The sequence below is a fragment of the Nocardia beijingensis NBRC 16342 genome (genome assembly GCF_001612785.1).
GTDB classification, from domain to species: Bacteria; Actinomycetota; Actinomycetes; order Mycobacteriales; family Mycobacteriaceae; genus Nocardia; species Nocardia beijingensis.
Genome location: NZ_BDBC01000062.1, coordinates 1 through 18,681, shown reverse-complemented (window position 1 = coordinate 18,681; position 18,681 = coordinate 1). Strand labels below are relative to the sequence as shown.

The following is an 18,681-nucleotide window of genomic DNA, read 5'->3' as shown; positions in this document are numbered from 1 at the left end:
CACCCTCTCTCGCATACCGAAGTACTCGGAGAAGATCGATGATCAAAGGTGAGTTCACCAACTTCAAGCTGATCGTCCGCGACCTGGAACGGTCCCTGGCGTTCTACGCACTGTTCGATCAGAAGCCCGGTGCCGTCCTCGAATTCGTGGACCCCGAGATCACCGAGGTGATGCTGGAGGACTCTGCGGGCGTGCGCACCCTGGTGCTGCTCAACGGTGACATCATGCCCGCCCCCGCACCGGTTCCCGGCTACGCGCCGCTGGTACTGGTCGTCGAGGACGTGCACACCGCTGCGGCGGAGATCAAGGCCGCGGGCTATCGGATGAAGGTGGAACCGACCGACTTCGGGCCGGTCGGCCTGGCCATGGTCGCCGACCCGGACGGCTACCTGGTCGAACTGGTCGCCGGTGATCCGGACGCGGTGCGGAGCCCGCCCGCGGGCACCAAGATCCCGCATCCGGTTCCCCACATCCACGAGCACGCGTGAGTGTCGCGGTGACCTCCGTGGAGGCGGTGGTGGGGCGGCTGCTCATCGATGGTGAGTGGGTCCCCGCCGCCGGGGGTGGCATGTTCGAGGTGCTCGATCCGGGGACCGAAGAGGTGATCGGACAGATCGCCGACGCCTCGTCCGCCGACGTCGACAGCGCGGTCCTGGCCGCGCGGCAGGCATTCGACGACGAGCGCTGGCTGGGACTGTCGGGCGCCCAGCGGGGCGTGGTGCTCTGGCGGGTGGCCGATCTGCTGGCCGCCCGTACGGAGGAGTTCGCCCGGCTGGAGAGCCGCGATGTCGGCATGCCGGTCTCGCAGGCGGCGCTCATGGTGGCCGAGGCGGTCAACCAGTTCCGGTACTACGCCGGCTGGGCCGACAAGATCCACGGCAGCACCACCGATCTCGGTCCGGCCGAACGGCGGATGCTCGGCGCCACCTACAAGGAACCGGTCGGCGTGGTGGCGATGATCGTGCCGTGGAACGCGCCGCTCATCGCCATGTCCATGAAGATCGCGCCCGCGCTGGCGGCGGGTTGCACCTGTGTGCTCAAGCCGTCGGAGGAAGCGCCGCTCAGTGCCCTCGCGCTGGGCGCGCTGCTGCTGGAGGCCGGGGTGCCCGCCGGAGTGGTCAACGTCGTCACCGGGTTCGGTCCCACGGGGGCGGCGCTTGCCGAGCACCCCGCGGTCGACAAGATCAGCTTCACCGGTTCGACCGCGGTGGGTCGCAAGATCGTCGCCGCCGCGACCGGAAACCTGAAGCGGGTATCGCTCGAACTCGGGGGCAAGTCCCCGGTGATCGTGCTGCCAGACGCCGACATCGCCGCCGCGGCAGCCGGTATCGCGCTCGGTATCTTCTGGAACTCCGGACAGATCTGCACGTCGGGCACGCGGCTCTTCGCGCACGAGTCGATCCACGACGAACTGGTGGCCGCGATCGCCGAACAGGGCAGGGCCATGAAGGTCGGTTACGGCACCGATCCCGACGCCGTGCTCGGACCGCTCGTCTCGGCCCGGCAGCTCGAACGCGTCGCCGGATTCGTCGAGCGGGGGCGCGCCGCCGGGGCTCGGGTGGTGTGCGGCGGAGAACGGCTGGGCGAGCGTGGTTTCTACTACGCGCCCACCGTCGTCGCCGACGTCACCCCGGACATGGAGATCGTCCGTGAGGAGATCTTCGGACCGGTCTTGGCCGTGATGTCCTTCACTGACCTCGACGCGGCGATCGCCGCCGCCAACGACACCGAATACGGGCTCGCGGGCAGCGTGTGGACTCGCGACGTCGCCCTGGCACACCGGGTGGCCCGGCGGCTGCGGGCCGGCCGGATCGGCGTGAACATCCACCGCGCGGGCGGTGTGCAGATGCCCGTCGGCGGCTACAAGCAGTCGGGCTGGGGTCGGGAGAACGGGCCCGACGCCATCGAGGAATACCTCGAGACCAAATCGGTCGTCACCGTGCTCGACCGCTGACCCACACAATCGAACAGAACAGGACGAACACATGGACGCAGTGTCCGCAGCATCGATGGCGGTCGTGGACCGGCACATCGCCGCGATGGCCAGCCAGGACATCGACACCATCGCCGCCGACTACTCCGAGGACACCGTGATCATCACGACCCTCGCCCCGGCACCGTTGGTCGGCAAGCCCGCGATGAAGGAATTCCTTGCCACGATCCTGGCGGCCACCCCGGAGGGCATCGACACCGCCGCGACGCCGACCTTCACCCGGAAGGAAGCGGTCGGCGAATACGTCTACCTGGCCTTCGACCTCGGCAACGGACGCTCCGGCACCGAGACCTACCACGTGCGCGACGGCCTCGTGGTCTTCGAGACCGCCACCTTCTAGGCGACGGGCGACTCCAGAAAGGGACAGCGCATGACGAACGTAGCGCCCGATCTCGCCACGCGGACCCAGCGGCTGGTCGACATCGAGGAGATCAAGACGCTGATGGCGAAGTACTGCCACGGCATCGACAAGAAGGATCCCGACACCTTCCTGAGCATCTGGGCGGCCGACGCCGACTATCTGCTGCCCCGGGGCGAAGGGCACGGCATCGACGGAGTCCGCGAACTGGTCGAGAAGGTCTGGCGGCAGGTCCCGCAGTGCCACCATCACATCACCAACCCGGTGATCGAGGTGCAGGGTCGGAGCGCCACCGCGAAAACCGATGTCTTCTATTTCCGGCTGACCGCCGACGGCAGTCATCAATTGCTCTCGGGCGGTTACGACTTCGAATTCGTGGTCGAGGACGGGGCCTGGAAGATCCGGAAACTGGAATTCACCGGATTCGTCTCGGCCAGTCCGGTTTTCACGGAGAACGCCACGATCTGACCCGGTAGGCCCGCGAAACAACGCGGGGTATGCGAGTGGCAACACGTGTAATTGCGGGATATCGTGTTGCCCGGCAGAACGAACGTAACCTCGGCGACGCCGAAAGCCAATGGGCGATCGGGAAAGACGCGCTTCGGTGCGAATGAAGTGGTGGCGGCCGTCCCCGACGTTGGTGTCCAAGATGTTGGACACTGCTGTGCCCCACGTCTCTCTACTGTCGAATCCAGGTACGCGCCTCACGTGGATCCGCCGATGTCCGGAACCGCCTGCCCGATCCTTTCGCCGTGCCTGCGGCGAATTCTCGAAATCGAACCGAAGGAATCGTCATGGGAACACTCGACGGCAAAGTCGTCTTCATCACCGGAGCCGCACGCGGACAGGGCCGTTCGCACGCGGTGACCGCCGCGCGTGAGGGCGCCGACGTCGTCCTGTTCGACATCGCCGCACCGGTCCCCGGTATCAAGTACCCGCTGGCGACCGAAGACGATCTGGACAAGACCAGGAAACTCGTCGAGGAGCAGGGCCGCCGGGCGCTCACCGTGGTCGGTGACGTGCGCAGCCAGGACGACTTGGACTCGGCGGTGGCCCAGGCCGTGGACACCCTCGGCGGTATCGACGGTGTCGTCGCCAACGCCGGTGTCTGGGACCTCGGTCCCGCGGGCTGGCAGACCGGTGAGCAAGAGTTCCAGGTTGTCGTCGACACCGTCCTCGGCGGCGTATTCCGCACGATCAAAGCGGTCGCGCCGCACTTCGTCGAACGCAGGGCCGGAGCCATCGTGGCGATCGCGTCGGTGGGTGGCCTCGAGGCGACGGCCGGCTACACCTCCTACATCGCCGCCAAGCACGGCGTGATCGGCCTGCTCAAGAACACCGCCTTGGAGCTCGGCCCGCACAACGTACGCGCCAACACGGTGTGCCCGGGCGCGATCGACACCAAGATCTGGGACAACTCCATGGGCCACAAGCTGTTCGTCGCCCCGGGTGAACCGGTCGACCGCAAGATCGCCCTCGACGCCATCTACGGCTATGCCCCTCTTGCCGGCCGCACCGCGCTGCCGTCACAGGCCGTGAGCAACGCGGTGGTCTTCCTGCTCTCGGACCTGGCCGAGCAGATCACCGGTGTCGCGCTGCCCGTCGACGCGGGCCACCTGCTCCTGCCGGGTGCCAACTTCGCGCCGATCACGTCGGGCCCCGAGGCCGAGCGCCACCGCCCACCGGCCGTGTCGCCCGACGATCTGTAACCACACGCGGCCGCATATTGTCACGATGGCCGACCCGGCGTACCGGACCGGCCATCGCATTCACGGTCACAGGTGTGCGGAGAAGAACGACTTGATCCCGCCCACGACGAGCTGCGGCTGGGTCAGCAGTCGCTCGGCCACATGAATCGCATCGAAGCCGAATGCGGCGGCCGATCCGGAGGAGCGCAGGGTGCGTAACGGTCAGCCCTCGTGAATGATGATGCCGCGCAGATTGCGGCCCGACTTCATGTCCTCGAAGCCCTGATTGACGTCCTCGAGCGCGTAGCGGGTGGTGACGAGTTCTTCGAGTTTCAGTGTGCCCTGCTGGTACATCGCGAGCTGGGCGGGGATGTCGGCGGTCGGCGCGCAGGCGCCGAAAAGCGACCCCTGCAACCGCTTCTGGAACAGGATGAGCTGGTGCAGGTCGATGTCGCCGTCCTTGACGAAGGTGTCGCCAAGGCCGACGGCGACGCAGGTGCCCGCCTTGCGCACCGCCTGCAGCGCCTGGCCGATGTGCTTGCCGGTGGTCACGCCGACGCTGACGATCGCCGAGTCCGCGCCTTGGCCGTTGGTCATGGAGCGGGCGAGTTCCTCGGCCTCCTCGATGGAGGAGACAGCATGGGTGGCACCGAGTTTCCGCGCCGACTCGCGCTTGAAAGCGACGGGGTCGACCGCGATCACCGCGCTCGCGCCCGCCTGGGCGGCGCCCTGGACCGCGTTGATCCCGATGCCGCCGACACCCATCACGATGGTGACGTCTCCCGGGCGCACCTGCGCGGAATTGACGGCCGCGCCCCACCCGGTGCCGACACCGCAACCGGCGAGCACCGCGACGTCCAGGGGAATCGCGGGATCGATGCGGATGGCCGAGGACACCGACACGGTGACGTACTCGCAGAACGTGCCCAGCCCGGCGAGTTGCCCGACCGGCGCACCGCCCAGCGACAGCCGGAACGAGGTCGGGTCGTCGAAGCGGGCGCCGGTGGCCAGGAACGCGCCGAGGTCGCACAGGTTCTGTAACCCTTTCGCGCACCACCGGCAGCGGCCGCATACCGGCAGGAAGGAGAACACCACGTGATCGCCCTCGGCGAAGCCGGTCGTCCCTGGCCCGACCGCCTCCACGATGCCGGCGCCCTCGTGCCCGCCCGCGATGGGCAGAATGCCGGGAGTCTGGTCGCCGGTGGCGAAATGATCGTCGGAATGACACAGGCCGCTGGCCACCATCCTGACCCGGATTTCCCCGCGTCGCGGATCGTCGAGTTCCATTTCGACGATTTCGTAGATTCCCGGTGATTCGCGCAGCACCGCGCCCCGTGTCAACATCGATGACTCCCTCGGAGAATTCGCCCGGGCCAACCGGGTGACCCCTTGTGATACCTGATAAACGCATGCTCGCACCGGCTGCCGCAGCGGTCAATTCACGATTTTCGAACCCGGAATTCGGAAACATTCACTTGGTCCCGGTTGCGCGCACCGATAGTCTCCGATTCGCCTGTGAAAGGTGTCACATTCATTGACGACTGCGGGCTAGCGGCCCGGAAGGCGAAGGTCCCGGCCCGGCATGCCGGGACGAGCACTCGAATCGCCGTCACAACACGCAGCGGCCCGGTCGCGGGATCGGCCTTCGGCGACCACGCCAGTGCGGATCGGGCCATCCATCGGGTCTCGCCTGCAACCGATTTCGGTGGGCAGTGCTCGGGTGGGGCCGCCGAGCGCGGCCTGATTGCCGACGCTGACGAAGCAGCTGATGCCGGTGCCGCGTTCCCATGCCGACGACGCTCGCCGTGATCAGCGCCGGCTACTACACCAGGCCGAAGCAGGGCGTTGCACGGCGTCGCAGTCGGTGCTCGACGCTCTGTCGCAGTTCGGCGGCAGGAATGCACGACGGTCGATGCTCCACCCGCCAAATCGGAGCATCGACCCCCGGCTTCGGCAGGGCCGATCACTTCCCCGGCAGCGGTGAATTCACGGTAGACAGATATTGGATGACGGCGACGGCGGCGATGGGCGCCGTGACGAACAATTGTCCGGCGATGGTGCCCAGCGCGCCGACGGCGACGATCCCGCCGAGGCAGCCGACCGCGGCGGCGGGAATGAACGGGCCGAAGAGGCCGGCGATCGTGGCCGCGGCGATCGTCGCGCCGGCGATTCCGCCGAGCACACAGCCCACGGCGCCGCCGCCGAGGCCGCCGATGAGGGTGCCGAGCGTGGCGCCCATGGTGATGGTGCTGGTCATGCGGCTCCAAGCGGCCTGTTCACGGTCGTACTCGTTCTTCCACGGCGCTTTGTCCTCGTACGGCAGGGCGACCGGTGCGTACACCGCGTGCTCGAGATCGAACCGGGGTGTCAAGGTGGCGGTGCGACCGGCGACCTCCGCGCTGATGGGAAATTCGAACTCGTCGACCCGGAATCGCAACGGCGTCGCGGCGAGGACGGTTCCGTCGGCGGCCTTGACTTCGAACATGTCGTTGTCCACCGCAAGCGAGCCCGCGTCGGTCTCGATGACGCTTCGGTCGCCCACAGCGGTCGCTGTGAAACCGACGGCGTCCGGGCTGTCCGGAGTGGCGCCGGCGCTTCCGGCGACGACGGTGAATGCGACCGCCACGGTGGTGGCGACGACGACGGTGCTGATCCTCATCTGAACTTCCTTGTTCTTTCGGGTGGGGTGATGTTTCAGCGAACGGACCCCTGATGTCGGTCCGCTGCTGCTGTTCGAGTTCGACCTGGCCTTTCTGGCTACGATGTGATCGAGAACACTATGTTTTATATATTATGTTGTCAACCACCGTCGGTGGGCTGGGTCACAGCGCGCAGGCGCTGCTCGGGGGAGGGCATCGGCGCGGTTTCCGCGCCACCACGGCGATCGGCGCGATCAGCGGATTCGATACCTGGGAAGGATTCTTCCTATGCGCCGTTCCACCCTGCCCGAGCTGCGGAAACGCTCATAGATTCGTCTCTGTAGCGTCGAGAGCAGGAGAGGAATCATGGCAGAAAACATCAACACCGTGCCGGTCAAGGGCTGGGCCTGGGACATCGCGACCGATATCTACTTCCCACCGGGTTTCGACGAGTCGAAGGTGTATCCCACAATCGTCTCCGCCCACCCGACCGGCAGCTGCAAGGCGCAGACTTCGGGCAACGTCTACGGCAAGGCGCTGGCCGAGGCGGGCTTCGTGGTGGCCGCCTTCGATGCGAGCTTCCAGGGTGAAAGCGGTGGCGATCCGCGGTCGGTCGAGGATCCCGGTTTCCGGACCAGCGACTTCAGCTTTGTGATCGACTACCTCGTCACCCTGCCCTACGTCGACGCGGACAACATCGGTGTGCTCGCGATCTGCGGCGGAGCGGGTTACGCCGTGGCAGCCACCAAGATCGACCGCCGGATCAAGGCACTGGGCACCGTCGTCGGCAGCAACGTCGGCCGGCTGATGCGAGAGGGCTTCTCGGAGTACAACCCGATGGGGATGCTCGAGGCCATCGCCGCGCAGCGCACCGCGGAGGCTCGCGGGCAGGCCCAGGTGATCAACGATCTGCTGCCTCCGTCGGTCGACGCGGCGAAGCAGGCGGGTATCACGGATCTCGACGTCGTCGAGGCCACGGAGTACTACAAAACCGATCGCGGTCAAGCCCCTGGTGGTAAGACCAGCTTCAACTTCGGTCGTCAGGCTGCCTTGGCCGACTGGGATGCGTACGACCGCGTCGAGATCTTCCTGACCCAGCCGCTGTGCGTCGTGATCGGCGACAAGGTCGGCGCCTTCGGTTCGCAGCGGCTCAGCATGGAGCTGTACGGTCGAGCTGCGTCGAAGGACAAGCAACTCGTCGTGATCGAGGGCGCGTCGCACTACGACCTGTACGACAAGCCGGGCCCGACCGGTGTCGCGCTGGAGAACCTGGTGCCGTTCTTCCGCAAGCACCTGAGCTGATCGGCTCGGAACACGGAGCGAAGCGCCGCGGGCCCGCTCATCACCGCCGCGAGTATCGCTGCCATGCGAGCGGGTGGGCGGCGCGGTGTGCTTCCTGGCCGAAGCGGCGGTGCTCTTGTGCCGGCCCGGTAGACCGAACGAACGGTTTGTTCTGCGGTCGCGGGTGGTATCCGCTCCACGTATCGGTTCGACCGCGCGGGGCCGTGTCCTTCCGGTCGCCGATAAGCCGCTGCGGACACGCCGGGAGGTGAGTACACCCGCCATGGCAAGCACATCCGGCGTGCGAAGCTTCGAAGGCAGCTTGCCGCTGGAGTTGACCAGTTTCGTCGGTCGGCGCACCGAGGTGTCCGAGGTGCGGAATCTGCTGACGACGTCGCGGCTGGTGACGTTGACCGGAAGCGGGGGCGTCGGAAAGACGAGACTGGCCCTGCGCGCCGCCTCGAGTGCGCGGCGCGACTTCCGTGACGGGGTGTGGTCGGTCGAACTAGCCGACGTTTCCGATCCCGAGCTGCTGGTCGAAGTGGTGGCGGCGAGCCTGAATGTGCGGGACGATTCGGCGGAGGCGCTGCTCGAGACGCTTGTCCGGTCTCTGCGTTCGCGGGAACTGCTGCTGATACTGGACAACTGCGAGCAGCTGGTGGATGCGGTCGCCCAGCTGACCGAGACGTTCTTGCGCGCCTGTCCGGACCTGCGGATCCTGGTGACCAGCCGCGAGCCGCTGAATGCCGAGGGCGAGGCTGTGCTACGGGTGTCTCCGCTGACGGTTCCCGATCCGGACCGGGAACCGTCGCTGCGGGGGTTGCCGCGCTTCGACGCGGTGACGTTGTTCGCCGATCGCGCCGCCGCGGCGCTGCCCGGCTTCGAACTCGATGAGGACAACAAAACCGCGGTGGCCAGAATCTGTGCCCGGCTCGAGGGATTGCCGCTGGCGATCGAGTTGGCCGCGGCCCGGATACGCACGATGTCGCCGCAGCAGATCTTGCAACGGCTCGACGACCGCTACGCGTTTCTCACCCGGGGCAGCCGCACCGCACCGGCCCGGCAGCAGACGCTGCGCTGGTGTGTCGACTGGAGCTATGAGCTGTGCACCGCGGCGGAGCGGCGTTTCTGGGCGCGGCTGTCGGTGTTCGCGGGCACCTGCGAACTCGACGCCGCCGAGCGGGTATGCGGCTTCGACTTCGCGCCGCACGCCGTCTTGGACGTGCTGTCGTCCCTGGTGGACAAGTCGATCCTGATCCGCGAGGAATTCGACACCGTCGTGCGCTTCCGCATGCTCGAGACCTTGCGCGACTACGGCCGGGAGAAACTGCGGGTGTCCGGCGAGGAGGAGAACCTGCGCCGCAGGCACCGCCAGTGGTACCGGCAGCTGGCGCTGGACTGGGACGCGGAGTGGATCGGCGCACGCGCGCCGGACTGGGTCGCCCGGCTCGACCGCGAACAACCGAACATGCGTGAAGCGCTCGAATCGTTTCTCTCCGATGAGACCGGCGCGGCCGGAGACGGCGGGATGACCATGGCCGCGGCGATGTTCGATTTCTGGAACTTCCGCGGCATGTACGGGGAAGGCCGGTCCTGGCTGGACCGAGCCCTGGCCCACCCACTCGCCTCATCGATACCCGATCGCGTCAACGCTCTCCGTGCCGACAGCCAGTTGGCCGCCGCGCAAGGAGATTTCCAGGCGGCGACCGCTCTCTTGGAGGAGGGACGGGTGCTCGCCGAGCGATCGCCGAGCCCGTTGACCCTGGCGCGCATCGCTTACTCCGAGGGGGCCCTCGCACTCGCCCGGGGCGACGCCGCCCATGCGACTTCAGCCTTCGAGCGGTCGTTGCGGTCGCTCGGGCCGGGCAGCACCGAGAATCTGCGGCTCAACGCCCTGGCGTTGCTCGGCTGGGCATGCGAGCTGGGCGGCGACGTCGCCAAGGCAACGGATTGTTATCGGCAGATCCTCGCTGTGACGGAGACTTCCGGCGAACTACTCCATCGCGCGGCCGCATTGCGCGGTCTCGCCGTCGTCGCCTGGCAAGAAGGCGACCATCACCGCGCACGGGCATTGCTGGAGGACTCGCTGCGCGTCAACCAGCGCCTGGGCAACCCCTTCGTGGCCGCCTTCGCCCTCGAGGCACTGGCGTGGACTGTCGACCCGAGCGACGCGGAGCGCGCGGCCGTTCTGCTGGGAGCCGCCGAGACCGCGTGGCCGGCCGGAAGCAGCGCCACGAGTGTCTTCCCGAACATGCTGCGCTTCCACCGCGAATGCGAACAGCGGACGCGGCGGATGCTCGGAGAACGCCGATTCGACGCGGCCCGTCGGCGGGGGTTGGCGATGGAGATGGACGCCGCAGCGGCCTACGCGCTGGGTGAACAGCCCGTTGGCCCGAGTTCCGCCTCGGGAGCCGCGGAATTGACCAAGCGCGAGCATCAGGTCGCCGATCTCGTCTCCCGAGGCCTCACCAACAGGCAGATCGCCGCCGCACTGGTGATCTCCCAGCGAACCGCGCAAGGCCACGTCGAACACATCCTGACCAAACTCGGCTTCACCTCCCGTGCCCAGATCGCGGCCTGGGTGGTGGAGGACGCCAAGGGGGAGAGCCATTGATCGCAGGCGTTCGCCACCACCCGGCCGGTGCTGCGGGGGTGAGCTTCTACTTCATGTGCGAGTCGAACCAATCCAGCATCACTTCGGGGCGCTCGCCGAAATAGTTGTATCCGCGGAAGCGCTGGTCGGTCCCTTCGATCCAGTGCAGTTTCTTCTCGCGGGCGGCGATGTTGTCGTAGATCGCCTGCACATCGGACGGATAAGTCAACGTGTCGTCCCGTACCTGCGCCACCAGCGTCGGCATACGCACCGACGCGGCCCGTGGAATCGGCGATTGCTCGTCGACGTGGAAGCCGGTGCGGGCGTGCAACGCCTGGTCGAACAGCTCGACGCCGTTGTCGATGCCTGCGCCTTCGACGATCGTGCGCTCGACGAACGCGCGAGCCGAGATGGGTTGCAACGCGATCATCGCCTTGATGTGGGTGAATTCGCCGGGATGCTTGTCGATCGCCACGAAGGTCGAATCCGCCCCCAGACACACGCTCAGCAATCCGGTGGTCATGTTCGCGGTGTCGGGCCGGGACTTCGCGTAGCGGATCGAGCCGATCACATCACGGTATTCGAGCAGGCCGATACCGACGGTGCGGCCGTGGCCGTCGGGGCTGAGGCCGTGATTGCGGATGTCGTAGCACAGGATGTTGTAACCGGCATCGTGCAAAGCCCTGTACTCGGGCAGGAAACTCACCTCGAACCCGCCGAAGTCCTGTAAACCGTCGAGGTGGCCCGCGTAGCCATAGCGGTTGCCCGGCAGGAAGTGATTGTGGATGATCAACCGGTCGGAGTCGGCGGGGATGAACCAGCCCTCCAACGTCAGGCCGTCCATGGCGGGGAAGAACACGTCCTCGTATGCCAACCCCACCTCGTCAGGACGCCGATATACGGGAGTCCGTTTGCCGTGCGCCCAGAGTTCGACCATCGGTTCGATGATCTTCTTCGGCGCCACGGCCCCTATGGCCTTCGTGGCGACATCGGTCAGTGCGTCCTTCGCCTTGGCCGTCGTGTCCGTCATGCCGGTACGCCTCCTTTGTCAGTCGGATCTGTCTCCCCAGGAGACTTACCCGGCGACGGGCATCTGAAGCGGATTCAGCGCACAAAATTGGAAAGGTTACGTATCAAGCATTATGCATAATGTTTGCGGAGGGCCACTTCGCGGAGTTGTCGCGGTAGCTCGGGTCCGGTGGGCGGTTCGCGGCGGACCCGCTTCGGAGCGGCAGCGCGGTGCCTACGGGCGATCAAAGCCGATCGCAGATACCACAGCCCGGACGACTGGGTTGCGTCCAAGCCGATGATCTGGGCTATTCGTTTGAGCCGGTTGTCGACGGTGTTCGGATGCAGGTACAGCATCTGGGCGGTTCGTCTTCGATTCATACCGTTGGCGACGTGACACCGCAGGGTCTCGAGCAGTTCGGGCTCCTCGTCGAGGGGGTCGAGCAGGGCGCTGAGCCATTCGAGTCCAGGACCAGGACGCGTGAGCTGGTATTCCAGTGCCAGATCGGCGAAGCGGTGCAGCCCGTCTCGCAATCCGAGCCGGTGGACCAAGTCGAGCAGTTCATGGGCTTGGGCGGCGCAGGAGGGAATATCCGGCGTCGCCGCGCGGATGAGCGTCGCGGTGACCGGAACTTCGGCGATGCGGGCGATGGCGGCGATCCACTCGTCCAGTGTGCTGTCGTCGGCGAGTGCGGTGGGCAGCAGGATGGTGCCGCCGGTGGGCGAGAGGATCGACAGCGCGGCGCCCTGGGAACGGTGGGCGAGTTCGGCTCGGATGCGCCGGAGCGGACGTTCGGTGCGGACACGTGACTGGGCTGCGGCGCTGGCGGGCCGGGGGACGGCGACGGCCAGGATCCAGTACTCGTCGACGATCTCGATGCCGTTGTGGCGCGCCAATGTCGAGGTCGGCTGTCCCTCGAGCAGTGCGGAGGCAAGGGCGCGCGTGGCGGTGTGGTGCTGATGGGCCGCGGTGTGCAGCTGCCGTGTGTAGCCGCGGGCGACGGCGGCGGTGACGGTGCCGAGCAATTCCAGCACCCGGTCCGTATCAACGGCGCCGAGGTGGCCGGCCTCGGTCGACGCCCGGCCGCCGGCCAGTTCGATGCCGAGCCGGACGCCATCGTGGACGACGCGCAGGATGGTGACGATCGGGATGTCCGCGCATGCCCACCGCGCAGCCTCCTCTTCGAGCCTGCGGAGCTGCTCGGGCTGTGCGGGCCCGTCGAGCAGGCAGATCGATACTTCGAGACAATCCCGCACGGCGGCCAGCAAGTATCCGCTGGCATGCGCGGTGTCCTCCACCGCGGGCACCGGATAATCGATGGTGAGACCGGCCTGTGCCGGATAGCCCTTCGGCAACTCTCGCTCCCTGTCCTCGTGGCGCTTCGCCGAATAACGAGTGCTCTCGACACTAAAGGGAGTCCCGAGGGGGGAGTGTGCAAGAACTTGGACACGGTGTGCGTCGACATCCGCCCCTCTGAACTCGGTCGTGGCGGCTCGCGGAGGCGACAGCCGGCCACTACGACCGTCGGCGCCCTGTTCAGCCGGTGGGCCGGGGCGCTGTTCCGGCCGCCGAATCGACGGGTAGGCGGGACAGGCCCAGTCGGGCGGAATGCCGTGCCAGCGGTGCGAGCGTCTGCTCCGCTTCCTCGGACCGGCCGGTGAGCCGCAGCGCTACGCCGAGCAGGAAACCGGCGCGCAGTGCGGCGAGCGGTCTGCTCACCGCGTCGATGCCGGAGGTGAGGGTGCGCGCTCGCTCGACCGCCTCGCTACGGCGTTCGGCGTTCGCGTCGGCGAGCAGCAGCCGGATGGCGGAGTCTTCGTCGCATTCATCGATGAAAGTCGCTATCCCGTCCCTGCGCTGGGGCGCGCGTCGGCGCAGGATCGCCTCCGGTTCGCCGTGCTCGAGCTCGAACCCCAGTCGGACCCGCTCATTGCGCACCCGTGCGGCCAGGCGCGGCAGTGCCAGGCGTTCGGCGTGCGCCATGCCCTCGTCCAACAGTCCCCGCGCGGTGTCTTGGTCACCCAGCAGCGCCCGGACTCGCGCGCCCGTCGCGTAGGTGGCCATCATGAAGTCGACACCGCCTCCGCCTTCGGTGGCCAGCCCCCTGCTCTCTTCGAGCAGCTCGGCGGCTTCCTCGAGATCACCTGTCTCGTAACGTAAGTCGCCGAGCAGGGCGCTTGCGAGACGGGCCGCGTGCGAAGTGTTCCCCATGGTGGCGCGGGCGGTGTCGAGCGCTGTTCGGAACATCTCCTCGGCGGCCGGGAGGTCGAGCTGTTCCCTGGCTGCCATTCCGCCGAAGCAGCAGCCGTAGACTTTGGGAAACGGACCGGTCGCCTCGTGATACGGGGTGGCCCACTGCTGCCAGCGGCGGGCGGCGTCGAAATCGAAGCGCTGGATCGCGGCGTAGGTGGCGATATTGCCCGCCGCTCCCGCCACGAACGGCGAGAAGGCGTCCGGCCGCGCCAGCGCGTCGCCGATCAGCCGGTCCAGGTCGGCAACCCGGTCGGCGAACATCTCGCCGACGCTCGTCAGGACGTCGGCCTCGGTCCGCATCTGCGCGCGTTCACTCTCGGGCGGGGCCGCCTCGTCGAGGGCGGCATCGAATCGGGCCAGGGCCGCCGCGGTTGGCCCCGGTCGGCGCAGGACGAGGTTCACCCAGGTCGCGAGCAGCTGGAGCCGGGGTCGCGTGCGGCTTGCCCGCACGGGCAGCTTGGCGAGAATGCCTTGCAGCAGTGATATCCGCGATCGCTCCAGCAGGTATTGGCCATCTTGCTCGACGAGGTCGGCGGCTCGGTCCTCGTCCCCGGCCGCGAGCGCCTGATCGACCGCCTCGTTGAGCAGGTGATGCTCTGCGAACCAAGTCGACGCTCGAAGCCGCAGGGCGGGGATCTCGTCCGGACGCTCGGAGACCAACCGTCGCCGCAAGTACCCGGCGAACAGCTGGTGATAGCGGAACCATCGCCGCTCCGGGTCGGCCCGCTGCAGGAACATGCCTCGGTCTTCGATGTCCTCGAGCAGTTCCTGGGCGTGATCGTTTCCGGTGAGCGTGGCGGCGAGGTCGCCGCAGACGCGCTCACAGAGGGAGGTGAGCATGAGGAATTCGAGGGTGCCGGGGTCGAGCGCGCCGAGCACGTTCTCGGCCAGGAACTCGCCGATGTCGGGGTGCTCGGCGAGCCGTTCGAGCAGACGCGCGGGATCCTCGCCTGCGCGCAGCGACAGTACGGCGAGCTGAAGCGCGGCGATCCAGCCGTCGGTGACGCGCGCGAGGGTGTCGATATCGGCCCGGTTCAGCCGCAATCCACCCGCTTCCGCGAGAAACTCGCGCACTTCGTCGCTATCGAATCGCAACGCCGTCGCGTCGATCTCCACCAGATCGCCGTGCATGCGCAGTCTGCTCAACGGCAATCCGGACCTGGACGTGCTCGTCACCATGATCGGCAGATCATGGCAGCCGTGTTCGAGAAGGAATCGGACCGCGGCGACCGATGCCGGGGCGTTCACCCGTTGCCAGTCGTCGAGCACCAGGGTGAGCCGATCCTGCCGGGTATGCAGTGCGTCGACGAGCGCGGTCAGCATCGCGCGGGTGGGGTCGGGATGCGCGTCGAGAACATCGGCGAGTTCATCGGCGAGCCGCGGGTAGGCCGAGCGGAGCGCTTCCACCACGTGTGCGAGGAACCAGTCGACATTGTTGTCGTCCTCGTCGACGGTGAGCCAGGCTACCGCCGCGCCCTTACGTAGCAGCTCGTCGCGCCACTGCGCGGCCAGTGTCGTCTTGCCGAATCCGCTCGGTGCGTGGATCCAGGTGAGCCGGGTGTGTTCGTTCGACCGAAGCTGATCCAGCAGCCATTTCCTGGGGAGAGGCGTCCGAGGGAGGCCGGGCGGACGGTACTTCGTCGCGGGAGTCGGTGGGACAGCGTCTCTTTCCCGTCGACTGGACGACACCTCAGCGGGCGCGACCGACGGCCGGTGTGTGGGCGGCAGAACCAAGGAATCGACCGGACCGCCGGTACGCTCCTGGACCCGGCGCAGTTCCTGGCCGAGGCTCGCCGCGCCCGCGGGCCGGTCCGCAGGCTCCGTGGCCATCGCGTGTTCGATGGCCGCACGCACCTCTTCCGGCACGTCCCGTTCCCCGAGATCCGGGACGGGCTGCTCGGAGACCCGGAAGAATTGCGCCATCACCTGCTCGCCGACACGACGTTCGTAGGCCACGTGCCCGGTGAGGGAGCAGAACAGAGTGGCTCCCAGGCTGTACACGTCCGAGACCGGCGTCGGCGGCGAGCCGCGCAGTACCTCCGGCGCGGTGAACGCCGGCGAGGCAGTGATGATTCCGCTGGTCGTGCGGAAGCCTCCCGGTATTCGCGCGATGCCGAAATCCGTCAATTCCGGCTCCCCGTATTCGGTCAGCAAGATGTTGCCCGGTTTCACGTCGCGATGGAGGATCCCGGCGCGATGCGCGGTTTCCAGCGCGCCCGAGATCTTCACTCCCAGCCGCAGGACCGCAGCCCACCCGAGCGGTCCGTCGTCCCGGATGCGCTGCTCGAGCGAGCCGTGTGCGTGGTAAGGCATCACCAGGTAGGGGTGTCCGCCGCGCGTGGTGCCGACCTGGAACACCGCCACGATGTGGGGGTGCCCGGACAAGCGGCCCATGGCTTGCTGCTCGCGGACGAAACGCTGGAGTCCGTCCGGGTCGAGTTCCGCGGTGAGGATCTTCACCGCGACGACCCGATCCAAGTCGGGTTGCGTGCAGCGATACACCACGCCGAAGCCCCCGCGGCCGATCTCCTCGGCATCGTCGAAGCCTTCGGCGCTCAACTCCGCGACGATGCCCGAGGAGGGGCTGCGCTGGGTCGGCGGGATATCGCCCATCGTCGGCCTCGATTCGGGACGAACTCGCGGACGATCCGGCGGTGGGGTCGTCCTTCCCGAGGATAACTCCGTGCCTCGAGCAGCAGCAGTGGCCTGCCCTAGGGGCTCGCGGTGCTCGCCACCCGCAGGTCGGCGGGGGCGGGCGCGGTGATGGCCGTGACGGTCGACGAGCCGAAGGCGCCGAGCCGGTCGTAGAGCACGGCGGTGCCCACCGAGATGCCGTCGTACTCCTGTCGATCCGTCGCGGAGATTCCCATTTCGCCGCCGATGGGGAGGCGGCTGAACGCCACGGTGACGTCGGCGTTGATGTACTCGAGCCCATGCGTACCCAGGTTGGCGACGAGGTTGGAGACATCGGCGACGCCGCAGGCGAACTGGAACGGTGACGGTTCCTCCCCGGTGACAATGTCGATAGGCCCGTGCCACAAGCGGTTCCGGCTCCTGTTGTGGTGCTGGGCGGGATCGGCATCCCAGCCGGCGTCGTCGCTGTAATAGACGCGGGCACGGTCTTCGCTCCGTCGCCATGAGGCAGGCGGTGGCGGGAGTGCCTTGCCCGCCGACCAGCAGTCACCGGCTGGATCCGAGCCCGCTGCGAGGAACAGCGCCCTGGCCGCGGCTACGGGCTGCCCATCCTGGAGGAGGCGCGCGTCCACCAGACGCAGCCGCTTGCCCGCCCGCACGATCTCGGTCTCGACCGAACAGGGGCGCATGGCGACGGGGTGGAAGAGGTCCACAGTCCAGCGGGCGGGCCGAAGCCGGTCTGGACCGAGGTCGGCCAGGCGGCGCTCGACCCCGCGAGCAAGTACGGCGCTGACCGCCACCCCCCGCATCTGACCGCCGTTCCAGCCACTGCCGGCCGTGGGCAGAGGGGACAGGATCCGGTCGTCGGAGTCGGTGTCGAAGAACGCGGAGCGTCGCATCGAATTCCTTTCAGGGAACACTATTTCGCCAGGTGGGCAACGTGCTCGGCGCGGGAGGGATCGTCGAACGCCGGAAGCGCACGTCGCATGGCAGGCCGAGTCTTGGGAGCGAGCTACCCGGCGATCGCACACGACGCGAGCCCCAGTCGACTCTTCGGTATCGCACCTGAAGCATTATGTATTATATATGGGAGCCGCCGTGCACCGCACGGCGCAGGTGGAGGAGATGGATCGCCGGCGCCGTCGGACACCGCATCGCGGCCCGACAGCTCGCGGCGCGGGTCGGAAATAGGTATGCCCCCGGTCGATCGACCGTCGCCGCAATGCCCTGATCCGGAGACGCTGGAGCGGAACCAGCCGGCACCATCCCGCGGAGGCCTGTTATGCACGCGCACAATCCGAGGCACACATCGAACGGCATCAGCGCCCGCGATGCGCATTGTGTAGGTGACACGTTGATGATTTGCCGTTGCGCGGACTGTGACATGCTGCTCGCGCCGATGACCGCTGGATGTTCAGCCTGCGGATCCGATGATCTCGAGTGGATGCCGTCGTCGGGCGTGGGTTCGATCGTGTCTTGGCGCGCGATAGATCGCGCTCCGACGGATAGGCGGGGTGGGCTGGTCCCGCTGACGATCGCCATCGTCGAACTCGATGAAGGTCCATGGGTCTACACATCCATCGAAGGGGTAGTCCCCTCGCTTCCGCGCCGACCGGTACGCGTGCAGTTCCAGCCGCGTCCCTGGCACGACAGGTTTCCGGTCTTCGCGGTCAGCGCCGATCAGTGAAACACAGCCGGGGCGGCGGCAGGAGGCAGCGGCTACATCGCCCAGGGTGAGGGCGGAGATGGCCGAAGGGAGTAACAGCCTGCGATGTGGAGCGCCGCCACGGGCTCTCGATTGGAGGGAATCACGTCGGTCGGTAAGAAGCTAGCCCTTGTCGAAAATCGCGTGGACGCCTGTGAGTGGGTCGGTGGTTGGCTGTGAGCAATGTGAATTTCACGCGGATTGCTCGCCGCGCCCGTGCAGCGCCACCGTCCGTGTCCGCATATGCTCCGCCTTGGTCAGGAGGGCTGCCAAGGGGGCTATACGCCCGATGGAGTGGGTGACATCGAGCGAGATCGGCTCTGACCTGCACATTCGATCGGCTCGAGTTGGTCTCGGCCGCTCAACTCATTGATACCTCTTTCCGTGGTTGTCCTGGCTGGAACAAGGCCGACAGATAAATGTCAGTGTTCAAGTGTTGAATGCGGTGGCGCGGACGTTGTCGTTGGATGCGGCGGAGAAGGCGCATTTGTATCGGTTGGCGGATGTGTCGACAGTGCCTTCGGTGGA

At 67.2% G+C, this 18,681-nt stretch carries 14 protein-coding genes; 8 read left to right on the top strand and 6 right to left on the bottom strand.

The window, feature by feature from the left end; all coding sequences use genetic code 11:
• Positions 1-38: 38 nt before the first annotated feature.
• The 5 genes from NB3_RS29130 (at position 39) to NB3_RS29110 (ending at position 4,060) form a co-directional block, all read left to right on the top strand.
• The gene (locus tag NB3_RS29130; protein ID WP_067809711.1) at positions 39-488 is read left to right on the top strand and encodes a VOC family protein; all 450 of its coding nucleotides are present in this window, start codon (positions 39-41) and stop codon (positions 486-488) included.
• Positions 485-1,954 carry an aldehyde dehydrogenase family protein gene (locus NB3_RS29125; protein ID WP_067809709.1) on the top strand — a complete coding sequence of 490 codons (1,470 nt, stop codon included), beginning with the start codon at positions 485-487 and terminating at the stop codon, positions 1,952-1,954. Before NB3_RS29130 ends, NB3_RS29125 begins: the two co-directional genes overlap by 4 nt.
• A gap of 31 nt (positions 1,955-1,985) precedes the next feature.
• Positions 1,986-2,333 (top strand): nuclear transport factor 2 family protein, encoded by a 348-nt coding sequence (locus tag NB3_RS29120; protein ID WP_067809708.1) that lies wholly within the window; start codon positions 1,986-1,988, stop codon positions 2,331-2,333.
• A 30-nt stretch (positions 2,334-2,363) separates the two neighbouring features.
• Positions 2,364-2,819, top strand: a complete 456-nt coding sequence (locus tag NB3_RS29115; RefSeq protein WP_067809706.1) for a nuclear transport factor 2 family protein — start codon at positions 2,364-2,366, stop codon at positions 2,817-2,819.
• 326 nt (positions 2,820-3,145) lie between these two features.
• The gene (locus tag NB3_RS29110; RefSeq protein WP_067809704.1) at positions 3,146-4,060 is read left to right on the top strand and encodes a mycofactocin-coupled SDR family oxidoreductase; all 915 of its coding nucleotides are present in this window, start codon (positions 3,146-3,148) and stop codon (positions 4,058-4,060) included.
• A gap of 201 nt (positions 4,061-4,261) precedes the next feature.
• Here NB3_RS29110 and NB3_RS29105 read toward each other — a convergent pair whose 3' ends face one another.
• Entirely contained in the window at positions 4,262-5,383 is a 1,122-nt protein-coding gene (locus NB3_RS29105) for an NDMA-dependent alcohol dehydrogenase (protein WP_067809702.1), read from the bottom strand.
• Between the two features lie 619 nt (positions 5,384-6,002).
• Positions 6,003-6,698: a DUF8020 domain-containing protein gene (locus NB3_RS29100; protein ID WP_067809701.1), complete on the bottom strand. Its 696-nt coding sequence runs from the start codon at positions 6,696-6,698 to the stop codon at positions 6,003-6,005.
• A 346-nt stretch (positions 6,699-7,044) separates the two neighbouring features.
• Here NB3_RS29100 and NB3_RS29095 point away from each other — a divergent pair, with 346 nt between their 5' ends.
• Both NB3_RS29095 and NB3_RS29090 read left to right on the top strand, forming a co-directional pair.
• Positions 7,045-7,980, top strand: coding sequence for an alpha/beta hydrolase (locus tag NB3_RS29095; protein ID WP_067809699.1), 936 nt, complete (start codon positions 7,045-7,047; stop codon positions 7,978-7,980).
• Between the two features lie 262 nt (positions 7,981-8,242).
• The gene (locus tag NB3_RS29090) at positions 8,243-10,573 is read left to right on the top strand and encodes an ATP-binding protein (RefSeq protein WP_084823773.1); all 2,331 of its coding nucleotides are present in this window, start codon (positions 8,243-8,245) and stop codon (positions 10,571-10,573) included.
• Positions 10,574-10,619: 46 nt separating this feature from the next.
• Here NB3_RS29090 and NB3_RS29085 read toward each other — a convergent pair whose 3' ends face one another.
• The 4 genes from NB3_RS29085 to NB3_RS29070 form a co-directional block, all read right to left on the bottom strand.
• Complete coding sequence (locus tag NB3_RS29085; RefSeq protein ID WP_067809792.1) at positions 10,620-11,489, bottom strand: alpha/beta hydrolase family protein; 870 nt, start codon at positions 11,487-11,489, stop codon at positions 10,620-10,622.
• Positions 11,490-11,692: 203 nt separating this feature from the next.
• Entirely contained in the window at positions 11,693-12,916 is a 1,224-nt protein-coding gene (locus NB3_RS29080; protein ID WP_067809696.1) for a PucR family transcriptional regulator, read from the bottom strand.
• Between the two features lie 181 nt (positions 12,917-13,097).
• Complete coding sequence (locus tag NB3_RS29075; protein WP_067809694.1) at positions 13,098-16,427, bottom strand: serine/threonine-protein kinase; 3,330 nt, start codon at positions 16,425-16,427, stop codon at positions 13,098-13,100.
• A 98-nt stretch (positions 16,428-16,525) separates the two neighbouring features.
• On the bottom strand, positions 16,526-17,347 hold the full coding sequence (locus NB3_RS29070) for an acyl-CoA thioesterase domain-containing protein (RefSeq protein WP_067809693.1): 822 nt from the start codon (positions 17,345-17,347) through the stop codon (positions 16,526-16,528).
• A 383-nt stretch (positions 17,348-17,730) separates the two neighbouring features.
• Between NB3_RS29070 and NB3_RS36715 the strand changes: the two genes are divergently transcribed.
• On the top strand, positions 17,731-18,135 hold the full coding sequence (locus NB3_RS36715) for a Zn-ribbon domain-containing OB-fold protein (protein WP_084823772.1): 405 nt from the start codon (positions 17,731-17,733) through the stop codon (positions 18,133-18,135).
• Positions 18,136-18,681: the final 546 nt, after the last annotated feature.